The organism is Ascidiaceihabitans donghaensis, assembly GCF_900302465.1.
Lineage (GTDB): Bacteria > Pseudomonadota > Alphaproteobacteria > Rhodobacterales > Rhodobacteraceae > Ascidiaceihabitans > Ascidiaceihabitans donghaensis.
This window is the reverse complement of record NZ_OMOR01000001.1, coordinates 1155894-1176656: the sequence shown is the minus strand read 5'-3', so window position 1 is coordinate 1176656 and position 20763 is coordinate 1155894. Positions and strand designations below refer to the sequence as shown.

General features: G+C 55.9%; 19 protein-coding genes. 3 read left to right on the top strand and 16 right to left on the bottom strand.

Translation table 11 applies throughout. The annotated features are described in order from the left end of the window. Positions 1 to 6 precede the first annotated feature (6 nt). From ASD8599_RS05860 to ASD8599_RS05805, 12 genes are all read right to left on the bottom strand, one after another. The gene (locus ASD8599_RS05860; RefSeq protein ID WP_108827669.1) at positions 7 to 987 is read right to left on the bottom strand and encodes an ester cyclase; all 981 of its coding nucleotides are present in this window, start codon (positions 985 to 987) and stop codon (positions 7 to 9) included. Continuing rightward, a complete protein-coding gene (locus tag ASD8599_RS05855; protein WP_108827668.1) occupies positions 980 to 1975 on the bottom strand; it encodes a nuclear transport factor 2 family protein in 996 nt (331 codons plus the stop codon). Before ASD8599_RS05855 ends, ASD8599_RS05860 begins: the two co-directional genes overlap by 8 nt. Further along, on the bottom strand, positions 1972 to 2991 hold the full coding sequence (locus ASD8599_RS05850) for a LacI family DNA-binding transcriptional regulator (RefSeq protein ID WP_108827667.1): 1020 nt from the start codon (positions 2989 to 2991) through the stop codon (positions 1972 to 1974). The genes ASD8599_RS05855 and ASD8599_RS05850 overlap by 4 nt, the downstream gene beginning before the upstream one ends. After that, positions 2991 to 3752: an SDR family NAD(P)-dependent oxidoreductase gene (locus ASD8599_RS05845; protein ID WP_108827666.1), complete on the bottom strand. Its 762-nt coding sequence runs from the start codon at positions 3750 to 3752 to the stop codon at positions 2991 to 2993. The genes ASD8599_RS05850 and ASD8599_RS05845 overlap by 1 nt, the downstream gene beginning before the upstream one ends. Beyond that, entirely contained in the window at positions 3749 to 4795 is a 1047-nt protein-coding gene (locus tag ASD8599_RS05840; protein ID WP_108827665.1) for an ester cyclase, read from the bottom strand. The genes ASD8599_RS05845 and ASD8599_RS05840 overlap by 4 nt, the downstream gene beginning before the upstream one ends. Positions 4796 to 4870: 75 nt before the next feature. Continuing rightward, on the bottom strand, positions 4871 to 6199 hold the full coding sequence (hisD, locus tag ASD8599_RS05835; protein ID WP_108827664.1) for a histidinol dehydrogenase: 1329 nt from the start codon (positions 6197 to 6199) through the stop codon (positions 4871 to 4873). Between the two features lies 1 nt (position 6200). Beyond that, complete coding sequence (locus ASD8599_RS05830) at positions 6201 to 6734, bottom strand: ester cyclase (RefSeq protein WP_108827663.1); 534 nt, start codon at positions 6732 to 6734, stop codon at positions 6201 to 6203. Further along, a complete protein-coding gene (locus ASD8599_RS05825) occupies positions 6731 to 8218 on the bottom strand; it encodes a GMC family oxidoreductase (protein WP_108827662.1) in 1488 nt (495 codons plus the stop codon). Before ASD8599_RS05825 ends, ASD8599_RS05830 begins: the two co-directional genes overlap by 4 nt. Further along, a complete protein-coding gene (locus ASD8599_RS05820) occupies positions 8218 to 9099 on the bottom strand; it encodes a carbohydrate ABC transporter permease (protein ID WP_108827661.1) in 882 nt (293 codons plus the stop codon). Before ASD8599_RS05820 ends, ASD8599_RS05825 begins: the two co-directional genes overlap by 1 nt. Continuing rightward, complete coding sequence (locus tag ASD8599_RS05815) at positions 9100 to 10128, bottom strand: carbohydrate ABC transporter permease (RefSeq protein WP_108827660.1); 1029 nt, start codon at positions 10126 to 10128, stop codon at positions 9100 to 9102. A gap of 78 nt (positions 10129 to 10206) precedes the next feature. Continuing rightward, complete coding sequence (locus ASD8599_RS05810) at positions 10207 to 11454, bottom strand: ABC transporter substrate-binding protein (RefSeq protein ID WP_108827659.1); 1248 nt, start codon at positions 11452 to 11454, stop codon at positions 10207 to 10209. Between the two features lie 82 nt (positions 11455 to 11536). Next, positions 11537 to 12586, bottom strand: a complete 1050-nt coding sequence (locus ASD8599_RS05805) for an ABC transporter ATP-binding protein (RefSeq protein WP_108827658.1) — start codon at positions 12584 to 12586, stop codon at positions 11537 to 11539. A 269-nt stretch (positions 12587 to 12855) separates the two neighbouring features. Between ASD8599_RS05805 and ASD8599_RS05800 the strand changes: the two genes are divergently transcribed. Then, a complete protein-coding gene (locus ASD8599_RS05800) occupies positions 12856 to 15921 on the top strand; it encodes a valine--tRNA ligase (protein WP_108827657.1) in 3066 nt (1021 codons plus the stop codon). A 71-nt stretch (positions 15922 to 15992) separates the two neighbouring features. Here ASD8599_RS05800 and ASD8599_RS05795 read toward each other — a convergent pair whose 3' ends face one another. The 3 genes from ASD8599_RS05795 to ASD8599_RS05785 all read right to left on the bottom strand — a co-directional run bounded on the left by ASD8599_RS05795 (position 15993) and on the right by ASD8599_RS05785 (position 18020). Next, a complete protein-coding gene (locus ASD8599_RS05795) occupies positions 15993 to 16790 on the bottom strand; it encodes a hypothetical protein (RefSeq protein WP_108827656.1) in 798 nt (265 codons plus the stop codon). 216 nt (positions 16791 to 17006) lie between these two features. After that, positions 17007 to 17795: a crotonase/enoyl-CoA hydratase family protein gene (locus ASD8599_RS05790; protein WP_108827655.1), complete on the bottom strand. Its 789-nt coding sequence runs from the start codon at positions 17793 to 17795 to the stop codon at positions 17007 to 17009. 60 nt (positions 17796 to 17855) lie between these two features. Beyond that, positions 17856 to 18020 carry a Tat pathway signal protein gene (locus tag ASD8599_RS05785; protein WP_108827654.1) on the bottom strand — a complete coding sequence of 55 codons (165 nt, stop codon included), beginning with the start codon at positions 18018 to 18020 and terminating at the stop codon, positions 17856 to 17858. A gap of 85 nt (positions 18021 to 18105) precedes the next feature. On the opposite strand from ASD8599_RS05785, the gene ASD8599_RS05780 reads away from it, so the two are divergent. Together ASD8599_RS05780 and ASD8599_RS05775 are read left to right on the top strand one after the other, a co-directional pair. After that, entirely contained in the window at positions 18106 to 19209 is a 1104-nt protein-coding gene (locus ASD8599_RS05780; RefSeq protein ID WP_108827653.1) for a pyridoxal phosphate-dependent aminotransferase, read from the top strand. A 45-nt stretch (positions 19210 to 19254) separates the two neighbouring features. Continuing rightward, positions 19255 to 19464 carry a hypothetical protein gene (locus ASD8599_RS05775; RefSeq protein ID WP_108827652.1) on the top strand — a complete coding sequence of 70 codons (210 nt, stop codon included), beginning with the start codon at positions 19255 to 19257 and terminating at the stop codon, positions 19462 to 19464. On the opposite strand, the gene ASD8599_RS05770 is transcribed toward ASD8599_RS05775, so the two are convergent. Next, complete coding sequence (locus ASD8599_RS05770; protein ID WP_108827651.1) at positions 19448 to 20665, bottom strand: pyridoxal-phosphate-dependent aminotransferase family protein; 1218 nt, start codon at positions 20663 to 20665, stop codon at positions 19448 to 19450. The genes ASD8599_RS05775 and ASD8599_RS05770 overlap by 17 nt on opposite strands. Between the last annotated feature and the right edge of the window lie 98 nt (positions 20666 to 20763).

Here is a 20763-nt window from a genome sequence, read left to right as displayed (position 1 = left end):
TCCAGCTTACCCTGTGTGCATCAGGATCTGTTTCCAGATCGAGATTTCATCATAAAGGGCCGTCTCGCGCCGCAATCCCCATGGGCCAAATTCTGCATGGCTTAAGCCCATGACATGCACCGGCGCCCCTGTTGGTTTGCCAAATGCCCCCCAACCGGAATGGGTGCCTGTCAACGACCAGCGCAATGCAGCACGCGGTGACATCATCGGATCTTCGCGGCCTATCTGGTGATGAATTTCAAATTTGGCATCCGGAAAAGAGGACCGCAGCCCCATCCACATCGCCTCAACCCCGCCCGTGCCGCGCACTGTCGTGGCCCCTGGGTATTCCGCCAGAACCGCACGGTCGTATTCGTCGCGGATCACATTGAAATCAAACGCCATGATACGCGTCAAAAGGTCGGCATATCGTGCCCCATAAGCGTTGTCGTTCCCGCGCCCATGATAGCCGCCGTCAATGTCCTGATCCGGCGTGAAGGGTTTAACGCAATCCTCTGCCCCTCCTTCATCCTCGATGCTTTGACGTGCAAATTCCTTTTGATCAAATCCAAGCTGTTTGACCAAACCGCCGTAGTCGCGGATCAACCATTCGTCGAAAATGGTGTTTTCCTTGGCAGCGCAATCCGCAATGACCGAAATGGCAAAGCGTTTTCCCGTTGGCGCACCAAAGACGCCGTGGCCTGTATGTGTACCTGTGGTCACGATGCGATGCGAGCTCAGATATCCTGTGTCCGCGTCCCCCGACCAGATCACATCCTCGCCCAGCAATTCACGGTCGGGAAATTCCACCAACGTGGCCATCGTGCCTGACATCACCGCCGCGTTCCCTGTGACCAACGCGTTGGGAAAGCGCATCACCACATCTTTTGCGTAATAGTCGTGCAAAGTGCCTATCCCGCGCCCTTCCCAGATTTCCGAGGTGATCCCCAGAATATAGTCAGGAAAATCTGCCCAGCGCTGGGAAAACCCGTCAAAACTTTCAGTCATCATGCAATCCTGTGTGCAAGTGGATCTGCTTCCAGATCGCGGTGTCATCTATCAGTGTATGTTCTTGCCGGATGGTCAAATCGGCGGCCCCCAGACTGCCAAAATCCGCATGGCTGATCCCCATAACGTGGACCTGCGCCCCCGTTGGCGCACCATAAGCCCCCCATCCTGAATGGGTTCCATTCAAGCTCCAACGCAGCGCCGCACGCGGCGGCATGGACGGATCATGCCGCCCGATGGCGTGGTCGATTTTGAATGTGGCGTCTGGAAAACTGGCACGAAGAGACATCCAGAATTGATCCACAGGATCGCGGCCATACCCCACATCCCCACCGGGATAAAATGACATCACGGCGCGGTCGTATTCGCGCGAAACCGCCGCCATATCCGCCCCCATTATGCGCGTCAAAACATCCGCGTAGCGCCGCCCCAATGCATCATCGTTTCCCGCGCCCTGATAGGGTCCGGCCACATCATTGGCCGCAGTATAGGGTTCCACACATGATTTTGCGCCCCCCTCTTTGGCAATCAACCTGCGTGCAAAGCTTGGGGCATCCGTGCCCAATTGGCGCACAATCGCTGCTTGATCACGTACCAGCCATTCATCATCAATGACCCCATCGCGCACATGGCAATCCGCCAAAATACGGTAGCGTATGGTTTTACCCGTGGCCGTGCCATAGACGCCGTCTGCTGTGTGACGCGCTGTTGAAATCAAACGGTGAGACGACAAATAGCCGTCAGCGCCATCCCCGCACCAGATGACATCTTCCCCCAACAAAGCACGGTCCGGAAACTCTGCCAACGTGGCCATGGTTGCGGCGATCACATCCGCGTTGCCCACCACCACAGACGCAGGGGACCGCACCACAATGTCCGCCCCGTAGTAGTCGCGTAGCGTGTGGATGCGGCGGTCTTCCCAGATCTCTTTGGTGACGCCCAGAATATAGTCCGGTACATCCGCCCATTTCCCACCAAACAAACTCATGCTTTTGATCCTTTTGGTACGCGCGCAGACCCGCGCACCTGCAATGGTCCGTCCAAAACAATTTGCCGCGCAGTGTCCGAATGGCCCTGCAGCCGGTCCATCAAAATTTCCACTGCGGCTTCGGCCATTCGTGTTGCGGGTTGGCGCACCGTGGTCAGCGCATAGCTGGGCCATGCAGCCAGCGTCACATCATCATAGCCCACCACAGATACATCTTCCGGCACACGCAATCCCAGTTCAAAACGCAACACATCCATCACCGCAAATGCCATATGATCGTTGGCTACAAACACTGCATCTGGAATTATGTCTTGGGTGAACATATCGCGGGCGCAGGTTTTCGCCTGTTCAAAGTTGAAACCGCCAACACTGCGGGCAAACAGTTTTTGCCCTGCCTCCTGAAGCCCTGCCAAAAATCCGGCTTCGCGATCGCGTTGTGTGGATGCCTCTTCCCAGCCTGCGATATGGGCGATGCGGGTGTGCCCACCGGCAACAAGAAATTCGGCCAAACGCCGCCCGCCTGCATGGTTGTCCGACGTCACCGAAGACAAACGTGCATCGTTTTGATCCCGGTTAAATAGCACAATCGGAATGCCTGCGGCCTCGCAGCGGCGCGTCAGATCATTGGACATGCCAACTGACGCCACGATTATGCCATCCACCTGATAATCAAGGATTTCTTCCATCACCTCATCGGTTTCCGCGCCCGAGTTTGCAGCCATAAAGACCAACACATGATAGCCGCGTTCCTGCAAAGCGCGGCTTAGGCGTTCGATGGCATCAGGGTAGAACTGGTTTTCAAGATAGGCCACCACCAGCCCGATGATCCGCGACCGCCCCGTAATCAGGGACCGCGCCAGAACATTCGGACGATACCCCAGTTCACGGGCTGCCAGACGCACCTTCTCCGCCGTTGTTTTGGACACCGAAGCACCCGGCGTAAAGACACGGCTGACAGCCGACCGTGACACGCCCGCTTTAGCCGCAACATCGAATGAGGTGACTTTTTCAGGCATCAGTCGGCTGTCCAACCCCCGTCAATCAACATCGAGGTGCCTGTCACCATGGCAGAGGCGTCAGACGCCAGAAACAACGCAGCCCCCATTATGTCCGACACCTCACCGACGCGGGGCAATTTGATCTTCGACATAACCCACGCCAACCGGTCCGGATCATCAAAGGTGGGGGCTGTCAGGGGCGTTCTTATAAAGGTCGGGCAGATTGAATTGATGCGTATGCCTTTTTTGCCCCACTCGATCGCCATCGATTTGATCATGCCCTCGATGGCATGTTTTGAGGCGCAATAGACGGCGCGTTCCGGCCCGCCCACATGTCCCATCTGGCTTGAGATATGGATGATAGACCCCGAACGACCCGCCGCGATCATGGCACGGGCGGCATAGCTGGATAGAAAATAAGCAGCCTTTACGTTCACATCCATCACGGCATCGTAGTCGTCTGGCGTGGTGTCCACAGCCGCCGAATGACGCGCCAGTCCGGCAGAGTTCAAAACGACATCAAAGGGGTCTTCCATCGCCGCGCTCAACGACGCGAGATCGACCTGATCCAGGGCAACAGCGTCCGCAGACCAACCTTGCGTGCGCATCGCATCAACAGAGGCTTGCAAGACATCAGCGCGCCGCGCCGCACACACAACATGTGCACCCGCCTCGGCCAGCGCCACAGCGCATCCAAGTCCAATGCCAGAGGATGCGCCCGTGACCAAGGCACGCTTGCCGGACAAATCAAACGAAGGGGTACGGGGAAGCTCGGTCATAGGCTGCGTCCTGTCTGCGGATCAAATCCAATCCGCGCTTTGTTGAATTCCCGCATGCGGGCAAAAACATCTACACCGATCTGATCATACAGGCTTAGCAAATCAACCAAGACCCAGTTTTCACGGATCAATCCCCTCTCGATACGCCAAAAATCAAGACTGCGCAGAGATATCTTGGCGCCCGCAGGCGCAATTCCCATCCAACCGTCGCCAGTCAGGGTCTGCACCATGTTCGGCCACCCGGTCACCGCCACGTAAGGGCCATCACCGAAAAAGTGAAAATGCGCCTCATCAGGGTATTGTCCGCGATCCGGCATGGCGGCCAGAAAGGGGATCTGGTGCCAATTGCGAAAGGCTTCAAAGCCCCGTGAGGACCCAATGCCAGCAGGCCCGTACCAGTTCATATTTGGATGCCAGAAGCGATCAGCTTGCATAACTTCCGGCCCACCCTCACTGGGGTGCTTCACCAGAAACTCAAGCATTTCAAGAACATGGCGGCAGCTGTCTTGCGACGTTTCAGAGACATAAGGCCCAGGTCTTAATCCATCTTGCGTGGCAGGACCCGGCACATGCCAATGACGCCCCAAACCCGGGGCCATGGGCCATGCCTGCGCTTGCATCATCAATTCGGGAAGGTCCCAAAGCGCTTGCACCTCAACCACTTTACCACCTTCGAAGCGGTAGAATTCATGATACCGCATATGGGCCAAATGCCTTGTGGCGGGAATATCAAGCCAAGGCTGACAAAACCGCCCCATGATAGACCCCGCACACCCGACCCAGTGTGCGCCTTCGTCTGTTGGGCCGCCCACACGAATATAATCCCGGGCTTCCAGCCCTTCAAATGCTGCAGCCAACGGAACAAACACACGATCGAAAAAGGCATCAACACCGTGGATCGTCTCAAAAGGAAAAGACAGATTGAACACGACATCAGCATCACAAAGCCTGTGCAAAGCTGCACGTGCACCCACCAAGTCAAAATCATAAAGAGCCGCCCGCCAAGGCGCGATAAGATCTTTATGAAGTGTCACAGTATCCATGTTTTCTTCTTGCCTAAAATATCCCGGGGGAAAGAGGGCCACAGGCCCGACTGGGGGCAGAGCCCCCTTGGGGCATCATTCCGCAGCATCACGCGCAGGGGCACCTTCACCGTATGGAACATTCACACCACCATACCGACGCACACGCACGTTGCATTGCTCTGCATGACCCACAAAACCCTCCAACATGCACAATCGCGATCCATAGGCTCCGATTTCAGCCGCAGCCTCATCCGTTGTGATCTTTTGATAGCTGTGCGTTTTCAGATATTTACCAACCCAAAGGCCACCTGTATAGCGCCCTGCCTTTTTGGTGGGCAATGTGTGGTTGGTGCCAATCACTTTATCACCATTGGACACGTTCGTGCGTGGCCCGAGAAACAATGCCCCGTAACAGGTCATATGTTCTAAAAACCAATCATCGCGGTCTGTCATGACTTGAACATGCTCGGATGCGATATCGTCGGCCACGGCCAACATCTCGTCGTAGGTGTCGCACAGGATCACTTCGCCGTATTCATCCCAAGACACGCGGGCCGTATCGGCGGTGGGAAGAATTTTCAAAATTCTTTCGATCTCCAGCAGCGTTTCATCTGCCAGTTTGCGCGAATTGGTCAACAAAACCGCAGGTGAATTGTAGCCGTGTTCGGCCTGCCCCAATAAATCTGTAGCACATAGTTCGGCATCGACCGTGTCATCGGCAATCACCATCGTTTCTGTTGGGCCTGCAAACAAATCGATGCCGACGCGCCCAAACAACTGTCGTTTGGCTTCGGCCACAAAGGCGTTGCCCGGCCCGACGAGCATATGCACGGGATCAATGGTTTGCGTGCCCAAAGCCATAGCACCGATCGCCTGAATGCCACCCATCACGTAAATCTCATGAGCACCGCCCATGTGCATGGCGGCGATCACGGCAGGGTTTGGTTTGCCTTTGAACGGAGGTGTGCAGGCAATGATGCGCGGCACCTTGGCCACGGACGCCGTGGCAACGGACATATGTGCAGACGCGACCATCGGGAATTTACCGCCAGGCACATAACAGCCCACGGATTGAACCGGAATATTCTTGTGCCCCAAAATCACGCCCGGCATCGTTTCCACTTCGATATCAAGCATGGAATCGCGTTGAGCTTGCGCAAAGTTTCGCACCTGAGCTTGGGCAAACTTGATATCCGCAAGTTCGCGTGGTGTCAGTTGCGCAATCAGATCATCGATCTCTGCTTGGGACAATTTGAACGATGCTGGCGAATAATTGTCGAATTTCTCAGACAGCTCACGCACAGCCACGTCGCCTCGCGCCTCGATATCGGCCAATGTCGCCTCTACAGTTGCGCGCGTTTTGGCATCGTCTTGTGCCCGCTCGGCATCCGATTTCGCCGTTTTTAAATGTTGAATTGTCATCTCACACCTCCTCGGGGCGGGGCGGTGTTTTTTCACCGCGATCATAGGCTTCCCAGCCCATCCCGTTGAATACATCGACGCCAAGCTGCGCCATCACATGTGGAAAATCGACCATCACGTAGTTGTCCGTGATGCGCCCGTCTTCCACTTTCCAAAAGTCCATGTAGCGGATTTCGATGCGCTTACCCGAAGCTTTCACCCCCATAAAGTCACCACCATGGGTTGCCTCCTGCCGCCCGAAGGCCGCAGCCCATTCACCCATGTATAGTCGTGCCTCATCGACACAAACCTTGTCTTTGAAGGCGGCCTGAAACGGGCGTTGCCAATTGTCTTGAAACTCCTGCAGACCCGTTTTAGACCCGCAGCCTGTGTTCCCCATCCAACGAAACGTTTCTGCAAAGAATTGCCCAATGTCGTCGATACGGTGATCGTTCAGACCATCCACCATGCCTTCGATCACAGCGCGGGTTTCGTCCGTTTTGGACATGTCAGTGTCGCGCGTCAGCACGGCTTGTTCGGGTCTTGTGCCTTTCATGCGGCATCCTCGCTTATGTATTTGGCACCTTTCCAGCCGATCATCATCGACGGTGCATTTGTGTTGGCGGATGTGACTTGCGGCATCACGGATGCATCAGCGACCCATAATCCGCGCGTGCCATGCACCGCCAATCGGTTTGAAACCGGACCACCAAGGCGCACAGTGCCAACAGGGTGATACGCGGTTCCCACGGAATTACGGACGTGTTCACGCAGCGCATCGCCCGTCATATCGACACCCGGATGCACCTCGCGGCCACGTCTTGACCCAAAATCAGCAAGCGCCAGCAAAGCCCGCAAGCGTGTCAGGCCCGCCACCAGCGTATCGAGGTCACGCGGATCGGACAAAAGCCCAAGATCGATAAACGGCGCAGCTTTGGGATCTTTGGACGTCAGGCGAAGCTGCCCGCGCGACTTTGGCCGACACACACATACATCTGCAAAATAGCCAGATTTTAACGCATAGCGTTTGCCGCGACTGTCCAGATGAAACGGGATGAAATGGCTTTGCACATCCGGCATCGCCCCCGTGCCACGCGCGTTGAAAAACGCACCGCCTTCGCAGGTCGGGGACGCAAGGCGTCCACCGTTTCCGTTGTAGTATCGCCAAGGGGCCACAGCCCAACTGAGCCATTGGCGCGGTTCAAGCCCGTAGCCTGTGCCAGCCCCTTCAAAGTGCAGCCCAACGCCCGGATGGTCATGCAGGTTTTGGCCAATCTCTGGCGCATCGACGCGTGTGTCGATGTCATGCTGGTTCAGCTCATCTTGTGGCCCGACACCGGACCGCATCAGGATTGCGGGTGTCGCCAATGACCCTGCACACATAACCACACCTTTGCGGGCGCGGATTTCCGTGCCATCCACCAAAAGGACGCCAACAGCATGATCGCCGTCCCAAATCAGACGATCCACTTCGACGCCGGTGACAATCTCAACGCCGGAGGGTCGCAAATAGGCATCGGCCGCCGAATGGCGTCGCGTGTGCAGCATGTTGTGGGCCAGAACGCCTGCGCTTTCGTATTCCGGGGTGGGTACAGCGTCGCGATTAGAGCCAAGCATCGGGGCCAGCCCTTCCGCCAACGGATGTGCGCCTTGCATGCGCGTGGGTTGCAGACGTGCTTCAACCGCTTCAAACGCGTGTTCCACATCGGCAAAGGACCAGCCCGAAATGTCCCAATTGTCGAAGTCGCTTTTGCGCCCTCTGAACCAAACCATCGAATTGATCGACCCGGATCCACCCACTATTTTTCCCCGTGGAATGTTGATCTGGCGTCCCCCTGCATCGGACAGCCGCGCGGATTTATACCGCCAGTCACGCGCGCCCCCCATCAGCCAGACCAAACCAAAAGGCATCGACACCAGCGGATGACGCTCGGACGGGCCCGCCTCTAGCACAGCCACCGACCCTGCCCCGCGCCGCGCAAGCTCAGCCGCAAGGACACAGCCGGCGGAACCGGCACCTATGACCAAAAAGTCTTTCATTACCCTTTGACAGCGCCAGCCGTCAGACCAGACACAATCTGGCGCTGGAAAAACATGACAAGAATGAACAATGGCACCGTCGCCGACACAACAGCCGCAACCGCAAACATCACGTTGCCTTCGGTTTGGGTGGTTCCCAGAAAGCTTGCGATTTTCGGCACCATTGTTTGGTTTTCTTTGCTTAATAGCATCGTTGTCACCGCAAAGTCGTTGTAGGCCAGCAGAAAGCTGAACAGCCCCGTGGTGATCACTCCGGGCCACATCACCGGCATGATGGCATGGCGGAAGGCTTGGAATTGCGTGCAGCCGTCGACTTTGGCGGATTCGTCCAAATCTTTCGGGATTTTCTGGAAGAAGGAATGCAGCATCCACAATGTGAAGGGCTGGTTGATGGCCACCAGCACAATGATGGATGTGGGCAGATACCCCCAAAGGTTCCATTCAAAGAACGGCAGAAGGTAGCCCGAAACCAGCGTGATCTGTGGCATCGCACGTGCAATCAATGCCGCCATCAGCAGCCAGAACGTATAGTTGTGGCCCGATCGCGACAGCGCGTAGCCACCCAATGTGCCAAACGTCAGCGAAATCGTCACCACAAAGAAGCACACGATAAAGGTGTTCAGAACCGCTTTCCAAAATCTTTCTTGCACCCACGCGCCCTCATAGCCGTCGCCGGTGAAGGCAGACCCATGAACCTCTTGCGTGCGTTCCCCTGTCAGCGCGTTTGTCCAATCCGCAATCGAAAAGAAGTCCAGCTCGACCTTGAAGGACCCCCAAAGCGTCCAAAGGAAGGGAAACGCCGCAATGATCAGCCAGAACGCCACAAAGGCATAGACCAGAACACGCATGTATGTCGGTTGTTGTGTGGCTTTGGATGACATTTATTCAGCCTTCGAATGAAAGTCGCGCCATGTGCGCACAAGAACGGGTGACAGCAGGATCGACACCCCGATGATCGTCAAAACAGATGTCGCGGCGGCAGAAGACAAAAGACGTGTTTCGCCACCAAGATCGTTCAGGATAATCCAACTCAGCGAGGTGGCATGGGCCTCTGCGCTGAACCCCACGATGGGTTCAAGCACACGGAAGTTGTCCATCAACTGGATCAGCATCACAAAAGTGACAAGCGGCATCAGATGTGGGATCACAACATAGCGGATTTGTTCCCAACGCGACGCCCCGTCGATCATGGCGGATTCCAGCGTGTCTTTGGGCAACGTTTGCAGACCTGCGTAAAAGACAACAAAGGCAAAGGGCGCTGAATGCCACACACCGTAAACGATCAGCATCGCCCATGTCAGTCCCGTTGAGGCCTTAAGCGAAAGCGTCGGATCGTCGGCAAGCCATTGGATGGCAGATCCTAAAATACCCCGGCTGTCGATCATCCAGAACAGGATCAGTGACCCGATCAGCGGCGTCACAATCATTGGCAGCAACGAAAAGAAGATCACAAGGCCTTTAAGGTGGCGGTGTAGGGAATTCACACCAACGGCGATGGCAAATCCAAGCATGATCAGCAATGGCGTCACCGTGAACGTATAAACCAGCGTGAAGGACATCGCGCGGTAGAATGGCAGATTGTTGATCGTGGCCAGAAAACTGCCAAGACCCGAACGCGTGCGCCATGCGTCCGCGACTTCGGCGGTGGCAAGGTGGCCGCGATTGAAATAGATATCCAACCCTGCAAATTGCCCCAGCGGGCTGGCCGCGCGCAAAGCTTCGGTTGCGGATTGATCAATTGTTGTTTCCTGCTTGCACCCGAACGGGCCGCAATTCTCGACCACGGCCAATACGGCTTCGTGTTCCACAAACAGCGATTGCAGGACCACCGACACAATGGGAAGGGCGATAAACAATAGCATCGCAAGGCCCGTGGGCAGGAAGAACCAAAAGAATGTCTTGTGCTTCATGTGCCTTGTTCCATCAAAGGTCGGTTGAAATCATAGTGAGGGAACGGAGGGCCGTTACAGCCCTCCGCGTAAGGCGTCTTACTTCAAGAAGCCCTGTTCTTTTGCTGCCGCCGCATAGGCCGCTTCAACATCAGCCAAAGTTTTGGCCGCGTCTTCTTTGCCTGTCAGGAAGTCAGGCAATTCCGCCCCCAAAGCAGTGTGCAACAAGCCTTGGTATGGCAACATCGGGTAAGGCACAGAACCGGACTGTGCGGCTGCGAAGACGCCTGCCGCTTGGTCTGTTGGCTCGTAACCGTCCAACAACCAAACCGCCTGAGATGACGTTTCTTCGTTCAGGATGCTTGGGTCAATTGCGGCTGTCAGCGCCTGAAATGTTGCGGACGCATCTGCATCAGAGATGTTTTTGGACACTGTCCAGCCGTCCCACCACAGTGTTGTTGCCGGTGTCGATCCACCTGCTACTGTCATTGGGCCTGCGACTTTTGTTGTGTTTGCAACACCGTCTGCGGCACCCTCAGGATCTTGCAAAGGACCAACACGTGATCCCCACATGTTCATCATCGCCACATTGCCAGCTTTCCATTCCGCGCTTGTCGCGTTGGAATCATGTGTCAGATAGTCGGGGTTCATGTAAGCCGTCAGCGACTTGAGCATTTCCAGCGTGGCGATGCCTTTGTCGTTATTGATTGTGACTTCGGCAGACCCTGCTTTGAAAAACTCACCATCGTGACCGATGTACATGTTCGTGAATTCTTGCGCCAGGTTCCAGCCTGCTTTGTACGCGCCACCCAACGGGTTTTCCATCAACCCCATGGATTTGATTTTTTCAGCGCCTGCCAGCATTTCTTCATATGTGGTTGGCACAGCAACGCCGGCTTTTTCCAGAACGTCTGCGCGATATACAAGGTGCTGCGCGTTCGCCATGAAGGCCACAGCCATCACTTGACCGTTTACCGTGATCAGCTGGTTTTTCTTCAGGTTTTGGCCGTATTTTTCGACCAGATCATCCAATGGGCGCACAACATCTTCGTTCATCAACGCCACAATGGACGAATTCGCAACGATCGCAGACGTGTATTCAGCAGGTGTTGTGGACATGCCCGCCAGATTAATCTTTTGGTGATCCGCTGTGAGGTTTGTTTTCACTTCGACGTTGTCGTTTGCACAAGCAACCGCACCCGCACCAACAGTCTGGATGGCTGGGAATTCGTTGCCCACGATGCTGACGCGGCCTTCGGCGATGTCACATTTCGCGTGACCGTCCGCCATTGCAGCCGACGCTGCGATTGAGAGTGCGACACCAGCCGCAACTTTTTTCAGAAACATTCAAGTCTCTCCCTGATTTAAGTGATGTGTCTTGCAAGGCCACATCGTTTTTGACCCGCTGTTACGGGCCGTTGATTTGGGGTTAGTCCCCGATCCGCTCACCTGATGTTGCATCGAACAGGTGGCAAATTTCTGATGGAACGCTGTAGGACACAGCATCGCCGATTTCAGACCGGTACTCCTTGTGGGCTTTGACACTGAGCATAGCACCCCCTGCCCGGATCGTGACCATGGTCGCATCGCCCAGCAGTTCCATCGAGTACACATTGGCGTTCACTTGCGCGGGTCCGTCGCTGACGCTGGCGTCTTCGGCGCGGAACCCCAAAGTCACGGGGCCGTCAGGGCCTGTGAGCCCGCTGATTTCAATGTCTTTGGCCGTAAATGTGCCACCCGACAGCGTGCCATCCACAAGGTTCATAGCGGGTGAGCCGATGAAGCTGGCCACAAAGGTGTTTGCCGGCATGTCGTAGATGTCGGTTGGGGTGCCAACCTGCTGCACGATGCCTTTTGACATAACCACCACGCGATCGGCCAGTGTCATGGCTTCGATCTGGTCATGGGTCACATAGACAGTTGTGACCTTCAATTCGTGGCTCAGGTTCTTGATCTGTGCGCGGGTCGACACGCGCAGCTTGGCATCCAGATTGGACAGCGGTTCATCCATCAAGAACACATTGGGTTCACGCACGATCGCACGGGCCAATGCCACCCGCTGACGTTGACCGCCGGACAGTTCTGCAGGCTTGCGGTGCAAAAATTCGTCCAGCTCCACCATAGCAGAGGCCCGGCGCACCCGTTCGTCATGGGTGGCAGGATCTACTTTGCGCACCTTCAACGGAAATCGGATATTTTCATAGACGTTCATATGCGGGTAGAGGCCGTAGGATTGGAACACCATGGCCACGTCACGGTCCTTGGGCTCCAGATCGTTCACAACTTTACCGTCGATGATAATCTCGCCTTCGGTGATGTCTTCCAGCCCCGCAATCATACGCATGGTAGTGGTCTTGCCACAGCCCGAAGGCCCAAGCAGCACCAGAAACTCTTCGTTGCCGATGGTCAGATCAAAGTTTTGAACACCAACAAAACTGCCCCAGCGTTTGGACAGATTGCGCAATTGGATCTCGGCCATGATTCCCCCACAGTTAACTTGAAAGTTAGGCTAAACGGCGCTGCGACAATCTGGCAAGACATTTTTGCACACGTTTGCAAAATGGATGAAAAAGCAAAACTGCTTTGGCTTTTTCGATTGCCCGTTTCAAGAAGGGGCTCTGCCCCCGGTGCGCAGCACCTCCCCCGGGATATTTTGAGCGAAAAGAAACATAAATCCAACGACCCTTCCCCTTTGGGTGACCTTTGGGTATCTGAACCCCAACTCTGTTCAACGTGAGGCCGCACGCCATGGCACTGGAAAAATCTTTTGATGCAAAAACCGCCGAACCCCGGCTTTATGCCGCTTGGGAAAAGGCAGGGTGCTTTGTCGCCGGTGCCAATGCCAAACCCGGCGCCTCGGCTTATTGCATCATGATCCCGCCCCCCAACGTCAACGGCCGTTTGCACATCGGCCACGCCTTCAACAACACCTTGCAAGACATTATGGTGCGCTGGCACCGGATGCGCGGCTTTGACACGCTGTGGCAGCCCGGACAGGATCACGCAGGCATCGCCATGCAACTGGCCGTCGAAAAAGAACTGGCCGCAGAGGGCAAGCCGGGGCGCAAGGAAATCGGGCGCGATGCGTTTATGGACGTGGCGTGGGATTACAAAGGCCGCACTGCAAATGGCATCATTGACCAGCTTAAGCGCATCGGCTCGTCCTGCGACTGGTCGCGCAATGCCTTCACCATGTCGGGCGCACCAAACGCCCCCGAAGGTGAAGACGGCAACTTCCACGACGCAGTTATCAAAGTCTTTGTCGAGATGTACAACAAGGGCCTGATCTATCGTGGCAAGCGTCTGGTCAACTGGGACCCCTACTTTGAGACCGCCATTTCTGATCTGGAAGTCGAAAACATCGAAACGCCGGGCCACATGTGGCACTTCAAGTACCCGTTGGCAGGTGGCGAAACCTACACCTACGTCGAGAAAGACGAAGAGGGCAACGTGACCCTGTCGGAAGAACGCGACTACATTTCCATCGCCACCACCCGCCCCGAAACAATGCTGGGCGATGGTGCCGTGGCCGTGCATCCATCTGACGAACGCTACGCCCCGATCGTGGGCAAGCTTTGTGAAATTCCAGTAGGCCCCAAAGAACACCGTCGCCTGATCCCCATCATCACCGATGAATACCCCGACAAGGACTTCGGGTCCGGCGCTGTGAAAATCACCGGCGCCCACGACTTTAACGACTATCAGGTCGCCAAACGCGGCGGCATCCCGATGTACAACCTGATGGACACAAAGGCCGCGATGCGCAGCGATGGCAAGCCTTATGCCGAAGAAGCCGCCATCGCCCAGAAGATCGCCAATGGCGAATTGGACTTTGACGAGGCCATGATTTCCGCCATGAACCTTGTTCCCGACGACTACCGCGGCATGGACCGGTTTGAGGCCCGCAAAAAGGTGGTCGAGGACATCACCGCCGAAGGTTTGGCCGTGCTGAAACTGGTGCCCTATGTGGACGCCGAAGGCCAAGAAAACCTGCGGCTTGAGCCTTTTGTGGAAAACAAGCCAATCATGCAGCCCTTTGGGGACCGCTCAAAGGTGGTGATTGAGCCGCTGCTGACAGATCAGTGGTTTGTGGACACAGACCAGATCGTTGGGCCTGCTTTGGATGCGGTGCGCAACGGCGACGTCAAGATCATGCCCGAGAGCGGCGAGAAAGTGTATTACAACTGGCTAGACAACATCGAGCCATGGTGCATCTCGCGCCAGCTGTGGTGGGGGCATCAGATTCCGGTTTGGTATGGGCCCGACGGAAAATCATTTTGCGCAGCTTCGGAAAAAGAAGCACTTGCACTTGCGACTACCGCATATCAATCGACCAACCCGGATGTATCAATCCAAGTTTTTGTAAGCACCGACGAAAAGTCGCGTGTTGAAGATAATCTTGGAAATACCGTTCCCGATCCAGCTTTTCTTTTTGACCACACAAGCCAGCACTTGAACGGTGATACACTGTCCGAAACGGATCACTTCGTAGTTCAAATTGCTCGCGACCCCGACGTCCTCGACACATGGTTCTCCTCTGGCCTCTGGCCCATCGGCACGCTCGGCTGGCCCGAAGATACGGCAGAGCTTAACAAATACTTCCCCACTTCCGACCTTATCACAGGTCAGGACATCCTGTTCTTCTGGGTGGCGCGTATGATGATGATGCAATTGGCGGTGGTCGACGACATCCCGTTCAAAAACGTCTATCTGCACGGGTTGGTGCGCGATGCAAAGGGCAAGAAAATGTCCAAATCCGTGGGCAACGTGGTCGATCCTCTCGACATTATCGACGAATACGGCGCCGACGCGCTGCGGTTCACCAATGCGGCGATGGCATCGTTGGGCGGTGCGCTGAAACTCGACACCAAACGCATCGAAGGCTACCGCAACTTTGTCACAAAACTGTGGAACGCCGCAACCTACGGCGACTTCAAAGGGACGTTTGACGTGTCCCACAGCGATACGGCCCCCGACACAAAACTGCCGCTGAACCAATGGATCAAAGGCGAGATCGGCAAGACGCGCGAAGCCGTGGACGCGGCATTGGACACCTACCGGTTCAACGATGCGGCAAGCACGCTTTACAGCTTCGTCTGGAACACGTTCTGCTCACAATATCTGGAATTTACCAAGCCTGTTCTGGACGGTGACGACGCAGGTGCGGCGGCCGAAACAAAAGCAACCTATGCTTGGGCGCTGGATCAGATCCTGATCCTGACACACCCGATTATGCCCTTTGTGACAGAGGAAATCTGGGGTGCAAAAGAACGGCCCAAGATGTTGGCGCACGCGGATTGGCCCACATACACCGCCGCCGATCTGGTGGTACCAGAAGCGGATGCGGAACTGTCGTGGACCGTGGCAATGATTGAAGCAATCCGGTCAGCCCGTGCGCAAATGAACGTCAACGCAGGCGATTTCATACCGCTTGTGGTGCAAGGCATGGACGGTGCGGCCCGCAGCGCTTGGGCGCAAAACGAGGCGTTGATCAAACGCTTTGCGCGGGTTGAAAGCCTTGAAGAAGTGGACGGGATGCCAAAAGGCACCGTGACGCTGGCAGCAAGCGGGGGGACCTTCGGGCTGCCTTTGGACGGGGTGATTGATGTGGCCGCTGAAAAAGCGCGTTTGGAAAAAACGCTGGGCAAGCTGGGCAAAGAACTTGGCGGGCTGCGTGGACGGCTCAAAAACCCTAAATTTGCCGACAGTGCGCCGCCAGAAGTGATCGAGGAAACAAAGGCGAACCTCGCGCTGCGCGAAGCGGAAGAAGCCAAATTGAACGAGGCGTTTTCCCGCCTTGCGGAGCTGGGGTGACACTCTGGCGCAGCTTAGCGCTGCGCCAGACACCAGTCACGCATTAGGTCGCCCGAATTAGGGTCAGGACCCTAGGTCGCAGGAAACAGTGTTGCCGAATAAATCGCCCCGCCACCGGACAATTGAGGCGCATTTTCAATTGAAACCTGAGGAAATTGCGCCGGAATACCGGTGCCACCGTAGGTGTCGAACAATTTTTGATAGGCATCAAAATCATCCGGATTGACATTATTGGCACTTAAACTCGGCGCTTTGATCGTATGTGCGATAAAAAGCTGCCATTGCACAAAGGTCTGATTTGCCGGTGCTGTGATCTTTTCCGTAATGGTCGAGGATGAGGTCAGCACTGTTTTGCTTTGGGTGCTATGGCCTGTATTGTAAGCCGCTGTCAGCTTCACATCGATCCCTTTGAACAGCGGGATATTGGTGCTGGCCTCGGCACTCAGAACACGGCCAAAGGTTTTAGACGCCTCTTCCGAAGTTTGCACGCCTGTGACAAAGCTTTTTTCCTGCGCATAGCCGCCAGCGGTGTTCAATTCTACAATCACGGCGCGCCACTGATAGCTCATCACGATTTCACGGACCACGCTCATGGTCTTGTTGACCTGTGGCACTGAGTCCTTGCGAAAAGTGCCATCGACATGACCTGCAGCACCAATCGGCTCTTGAGCGCCAGTGTAACTTTGGACCAGAACCAACGGCGTGACTTTGGGATAGATAAAATCATAGACCAGATAGGACGACACAATCGGCGTGCCTTGCGCGTTGGGCCAGACATTGCCAATGGCCGGGACGTCTTGGTTGAATTTACCCTTTGGTGGGACTTTGATTTTGTAGCCGTTAAAGTCAAAAATGGATGGGTCAGACATGGTATTCCAATCAGTTAAAAAAATTTGGCGGTGTGTTTGACCGGAAAGTGGTATGCGAAAATAACTTGGGCTGAATAAATAAAAGACGATCAAACGTGCGCTCGACGACAAAGCCGCGTCCAAGGCGTCACGTCAAGCCAATTGACGGCACAGATGGCCGCCTACTTTGTTCTCAAAATCCTCGGAAGCGTCCCAAAGGGCCGCCCTTTAGGCGCCTTACTTAAAGACTGCGGGTCGTTTTTGCATGGCAGCTGCGACAACTTCCATCTGGTGTGGTTTGCCGATCAACTCGGCCTGTTCGCGGCTTTCCGCAAGCAAAACCTCGGCCTCCGATGCGGTTTCAGCAAAGGCACACAACCGCTTGGCCGTGCGGATTGCCGATGGGCTTTTACCGGCAATTTCCTTGGCCAGCTCTGTCGCCCGCGCCAGTGCATCATCTGCCAGTTCAGTAACCAAACCACACGCCAGCGCTTGGGCAGCGTCCACAGGGGTGGCCGTGTAGGTCATCTGGCGCATGACGTCAGGGCGTACCAGTTTGGGCAATAACACCATGCCGCCCATATCCGGCACGATGCCCCATTTCATTTCCATAACCGCCACCCGGGTGTCAGGGGCCGCAATGCGGATGTCTGCGCCCAACGCCAATTGGCATCCCGCGCCGAAAACAGGGCCATGCAAGGCCGCGATAACCGGCATCGGGGCGCGTTGCCACACCATGGCAACCTCTTGCCACTGGTTTGTGGTGCCTTCGCCATGGGTGCGCGGCATCAATTGGCCCGCCGGATCAACGCCCACCATCTGGCCAAGGCTGCCAATGTCGATGCCGGCACAAAACGCTTTGCCTTCGCCAGACAGAACCACCGCCCGTGCGTCAGAGGCCGCTACCTCTTCGCCTGCGGCGATAATGGCTGTGATCATATCCTGATCAACAGCATTCATTTTGTCGCTGCGCGTCAGGCGGACGTGGGCAATGTGATCTTCATAGGTGACGGAAACGCGGGCCATGGGGTTCTCCAAATGTTTGATACATTTGGTCCGAATATGCCCGCTTTGAAAAGCAAAACGCTACGGCACCCAACGCTCAACCGCGCGCATCATACCCATGGACTTGTCGTACACCAACGTCAAAATCCGCCGTCCTCCCAGTTTGGCACCCGCAATTGGAACGGCCCGCACAGCACCTGCAGCGGCCAGACTGGCCATAAATCCGCGTCGTGTCAGTTTTGTCATGTCACACCTCCAGTTGCGAACGATTCTCATATATGTGTTCCACACCTACTTTGCAAACTCTGTTCCCATGCAGTACGCAACGGGTATGACTGATTTTCGCTTTACCCCGCTGACCACCACCTTGCCATCCTCCGTGCCATTTGTGGGCCCCGAAACCCAGGAACGGGCACGCGGCGGCGCGTTTGATGCCCGCCTTGGTGCCAATGAAAACGTCTTTGGCCCCTCCCCCAAAGCGATCCAGGCTATGGCCGAAGCCGGACACTGGATGTACGGCGACCCAGAGAACTTTGATCTGCGGCACGCGTTGGCCGCCCACCATGGATGCACAATAGAGCACATTGTCGTGGGCGAAGGCATCGACGGGTTGTTGGGATATCTGGTGCGTCTGTTCGTGGCACAAGGCGATGCTGTGGTTACATCGGATGGGGCTTATCCCACCTTCAACTATCACGTCGCAGGCTTTGGCGGAACATTGCATAAAGTAGATTATGTCGACGACCACGAAGACCCGAAGGCCCTGTTTGACAAAGCCCGGGATGTCGGCGCAAAGCTGGTGTATCTGGCCAACCCCGACAACCCCATGGGCACATGGCACGACGGCACAACCCTAAGCCACGCATTGGACAACCTACCGGATGGCTGCCTGTTGGTTCTGGACGAAGCCTATGTCGAATGTGCCCCAAAAGGCACTGCGCCAGAAATCAGCCCGGACGATCCCCGCGTGATCAGGTTACGTACCTTTTCAAAGGCTTACGGCATGGCAGGTGCGCGCGTAGGATATGCCATCGGACATCCGGATCTGATCGTGGCCTTCAACAAAGTGCGCAACCATTTTGGCATGAACCGCGCGGCGCAAGCTGGCGCATTGGCGGCCCTGTTGGACACAGATTACACTGCAGATGTTTTGGGAAAAATCGCAAAAGCCCGCGACACAATCGCAAGCATAGCTGCCAACAACGGATTGAAAGCAGTGCCCTCCGCAACAAACTTTGTTGCGATTGATTGTGGTCAGGACGGCGCCTTTGCCAAACGCGTTCTAGAGGCATTGATTGCACAAGGCTTGTTTGTGCGTATGCCCTTTGCGGCCCCTCAAAACCGCTGCATCCGCATCAGTTGCGGCACGGACGCGCAACTGCAGCTGTTTGCCAAAGCCTTGCCAATTGCACTGGATGCTGCAGCAAAGGGCTGACAGACGCAAAACTTTCGGTAAACTTTCGCATGATATGGAGATCACATGCGACACCACAACATGCCGTCAGCGCCCGATTTCACCAAAGCCTGCATCGTGATGTTTGGCGTAAACCTGTCTTGGGTTTTTCTGCTGCTTTGGGCCTTATGGGGTCTTCTTGCAGTCGCGGCCCTGGGATGGAGCCTGAACCGCTGGATGACCTGGTTGGACATGCGCCGCACCGCGGAATTCGAACGCTTCAGCCCCCGGCAATGACTTTGGCGGCTGCATCCAATGCGCCCGTCCCATGTTCAATGTCCAAAGCACACAGTCCCGTTTCGACACCGCCCAAAAGCCCCATAATCATCTGACCGTTCACGTGTCCCATGTGCCCAAACCGGAAAAACGCGTCTGATTCCCGGCCCTCGCCCATGCCCAACCCAATTCCAAGCGTCAACCCAAGGTTATCTTCCACCCAATCGCGCAACCGCGTGCCATCCGGCGCATCCAAACGCAAAGATGTGACGGCGGTGCTGCGGTGGGCGGGGTCGGCGACGTTCATACGCAAACCGCCTTTGCTGGCCCACACATCACAAGCTGCCCAAATGGCACGCGCCAAACGCCTGTGCCGCGCCCAGACCTGATCCATCCCCTCGGCATGTATCATATCAAGCGCCACGCGCAGACCGTACAAATGGTGGGTCGGGGCTGTTCCGTTGAAGTACTGCCAGAACCCGTCGGGATTTGCCCGTGGCACCCAATCCCAGTAGCGACTGACCCTTGGCATTTTCGCGCGAGCTGCCCCTGCCCTATCATTAAAAAACACAAATGACGTTCCCGCAGGCACCATCAAGCCTTTTTGGCAGGCCGTAACCATCACATCGACGCCCCATGCGTCCATCTCGAAGGTGTCGCAGCCAAGCGATGCAATGCAATCCGCCATCAGCAATGCGGGGTGGTTCACATCATCCATCGCTTTGCGGATCGCGGCGATATCGTTTCGGATGGAGCTGGATGTGTCCACATGCACGGCCAGAACTGCTTTGATTTCATGTGCTGTGTCCGCCTGCAGTGCGTCTGCAATGCGGTTCACGTCAAACGGGCTTTGCTTGCCAAATTCCAGAAGATCGACTTGTGCGCCCAAACCTTCGGCCATGTCAGCCCAGCCATGGGCGAAATGTCCAGAGGATGGCACCAACACGCGGTCCCCCGGCGCGATCGTGTTGCTTAACGCGGCTTCCCACGCTGCATGCCCGTTGCCGATGTAAATCGCCACGTCATGTTGCGTGCGCGCAACCCTGCACAAATCACGCGTCAAGTCCGGCATCATGTCAATCAAAGCGCCAGCATAGATGTTTGGCGACGCACGATGCATGGCCTGCAACACAGCATCAGGCATGACGGATGGACCGGGAATGGCCAAATATCCGCGGCCGTGTGCAGTGTTGGGGGGCGCGGTATTGGGGGGCAATGACATGGAAAACCTCTTTCGCTTTGCACGCAACCTACGGACCTTGGGTGCGACGTCAACTGCCCTAACACTTGCTCTGACTGTTGCGGCACCGTACATAGGCG

What these genes read in the sequence shown, in the direction of transcription:
- ASD8599_RS05780 (WP_108827653.1), top strand. Translation starts at nt 18,106, where the DNA reads ATGACTGATTTTCGCTTTACCCCGCTGACCACCACCTTGCCATCCTCC.
- ASD8599_RS05845 (WP_108827666.1), bottom strand. Translation starts at nt 3,752, where the DNA reads ATGACCGAGCTTCCCCGTACCCCTTCGTTTGATTTGTCCGGCAAGCGT.
- ASD8599_RS05850 (WP_108827667.1), bottom strand. Translation starts at nt 2,991, where the DNA reads ATGCCTGAAAAAGTCACCTCATTCGATGTTGCGGCTAAAGCGGGCGTG.
- ASD8599_RS05795 (WP_108827656.1), bottom strand. Translation starts at nt 16,790, where the DNA reads ATGTCTGACCCATCCATTTTTGACTTTAACGGCTACAAAATCAAAGTC.
- ASD8599_RS05815 (WP_108827660.1), bottom strand. Translation starts at nt 10,128, where the DNA reads ATGAAGCACAAGACATTCTTTTGGTTCTTCCTGCCCACGGGCCTTGCG.
- ASD8599_RS05800 (WP_108827657.1), top strand. Translation starts at nt 12,856, where the DNA reads ATGGCACTGGAAAAATCTTTTGATGCAAAAACCGCCGAACCCCGGCTT.
- ASD8599_RS05805 (WP_108827658.1), bottom strand. Translation starts at nt 12,586, where the DNA reads ATGGCCGAGATCCAATTGCGCAATCTGTCCAAACGCTGGGGCAGTTTT.
- ASD8599_RS05770 (WP_108827651.1), bottom strand. Translation starts at nt 20,665, where the DNA reads ATGTCATTGCCCCCCAATACCGCGCCCCCCAACACTGCACACGGCCGC.
- hisD (WP_108827664.1), bottom strand. Translation starts at nt 6,199, where the DNA reads ATGACAATTCAACATTTAAAAACGGCGAAATCGGATGCCGAGCGGGCA.
- ASD8599_RS05825 (WP_108827662.1), bottom strand. Translation starts at nt 8,218, where the DNA reads ATGAAAGACTTTTTGGTCATAGGTGCCGGTTCCGCCGGCTGTGTCCTT.
- ASD8599_RS05855 (WP_108827668.1), bottom strand. Translation starts at nt 1,975, where the DNA reads ATGAGTTTGTTTGGTGGGAAATGGGCGGATGTACCGGACTATATTCTG.
- ASD8599_RS05810 (WP_108827659.1), bottom strand. Translation starts at nt 11,454, where the DNA reads ATGTTTCTGAAAAAAGTTGCGGCTGGTGTCGCACTCTCAATCGCAGCG.
- ASD8599_RS05775 (WP_108827652.1), top strand. Translation starts at nt 19,255, where the DNA reads ATGCGACACCACAACATGCCGTCAGCGCCCGATTTCACCAAAGCCTGC.
- ASD8599_RS05790 (WP_108827655.1), bottom strand. Translation starts at nt 17,795, where the DNA reads ATGGCCCGCGTTTCCGTCACCTATGAAGATCACATTGCCCACGTCCGC.
- ASD8599_RS05860 (WP_108827669.1), bottom strand. Translation starts at nt 987, where the DNA reads ATGACTGAAAGTTTTGACGGGTTTTCCCAGCGCTGGGCAGATTTTCCT.
- ASD8599_RS05820 (WP_108827661.1), bottom strand. Translation starts at nt 9,099, where the DNA reads ATGTCATCCAAAGCCACACAACAACCGACATACATGCGTGTTCTGGTC.
- ASD8599_RS05785 (WP_108827654.1), bottom strand. Translation starts at nt 18,020, where the DNA reads ATGACAAAACTGACACGACGCGGATTTATGGCCAGTCTGGCCGCTGCA.
- ASD8599_RS05830 (WP_108827663.1), bottom strand. Translation starts at nt 6,734, where the DNA reads ATGAAAGGCACAAGACCCGAACAAGCCGTGCTGACGCGCGACACTGAC.
- ASD8599_RS05840 (WP_108827665.1), bottom strand. Translation starts at nt 4,795, where the DNA reads ATGGATACTGTGACACTTCATAAAGATCTTATCGCGCCTTGGCGGGCG.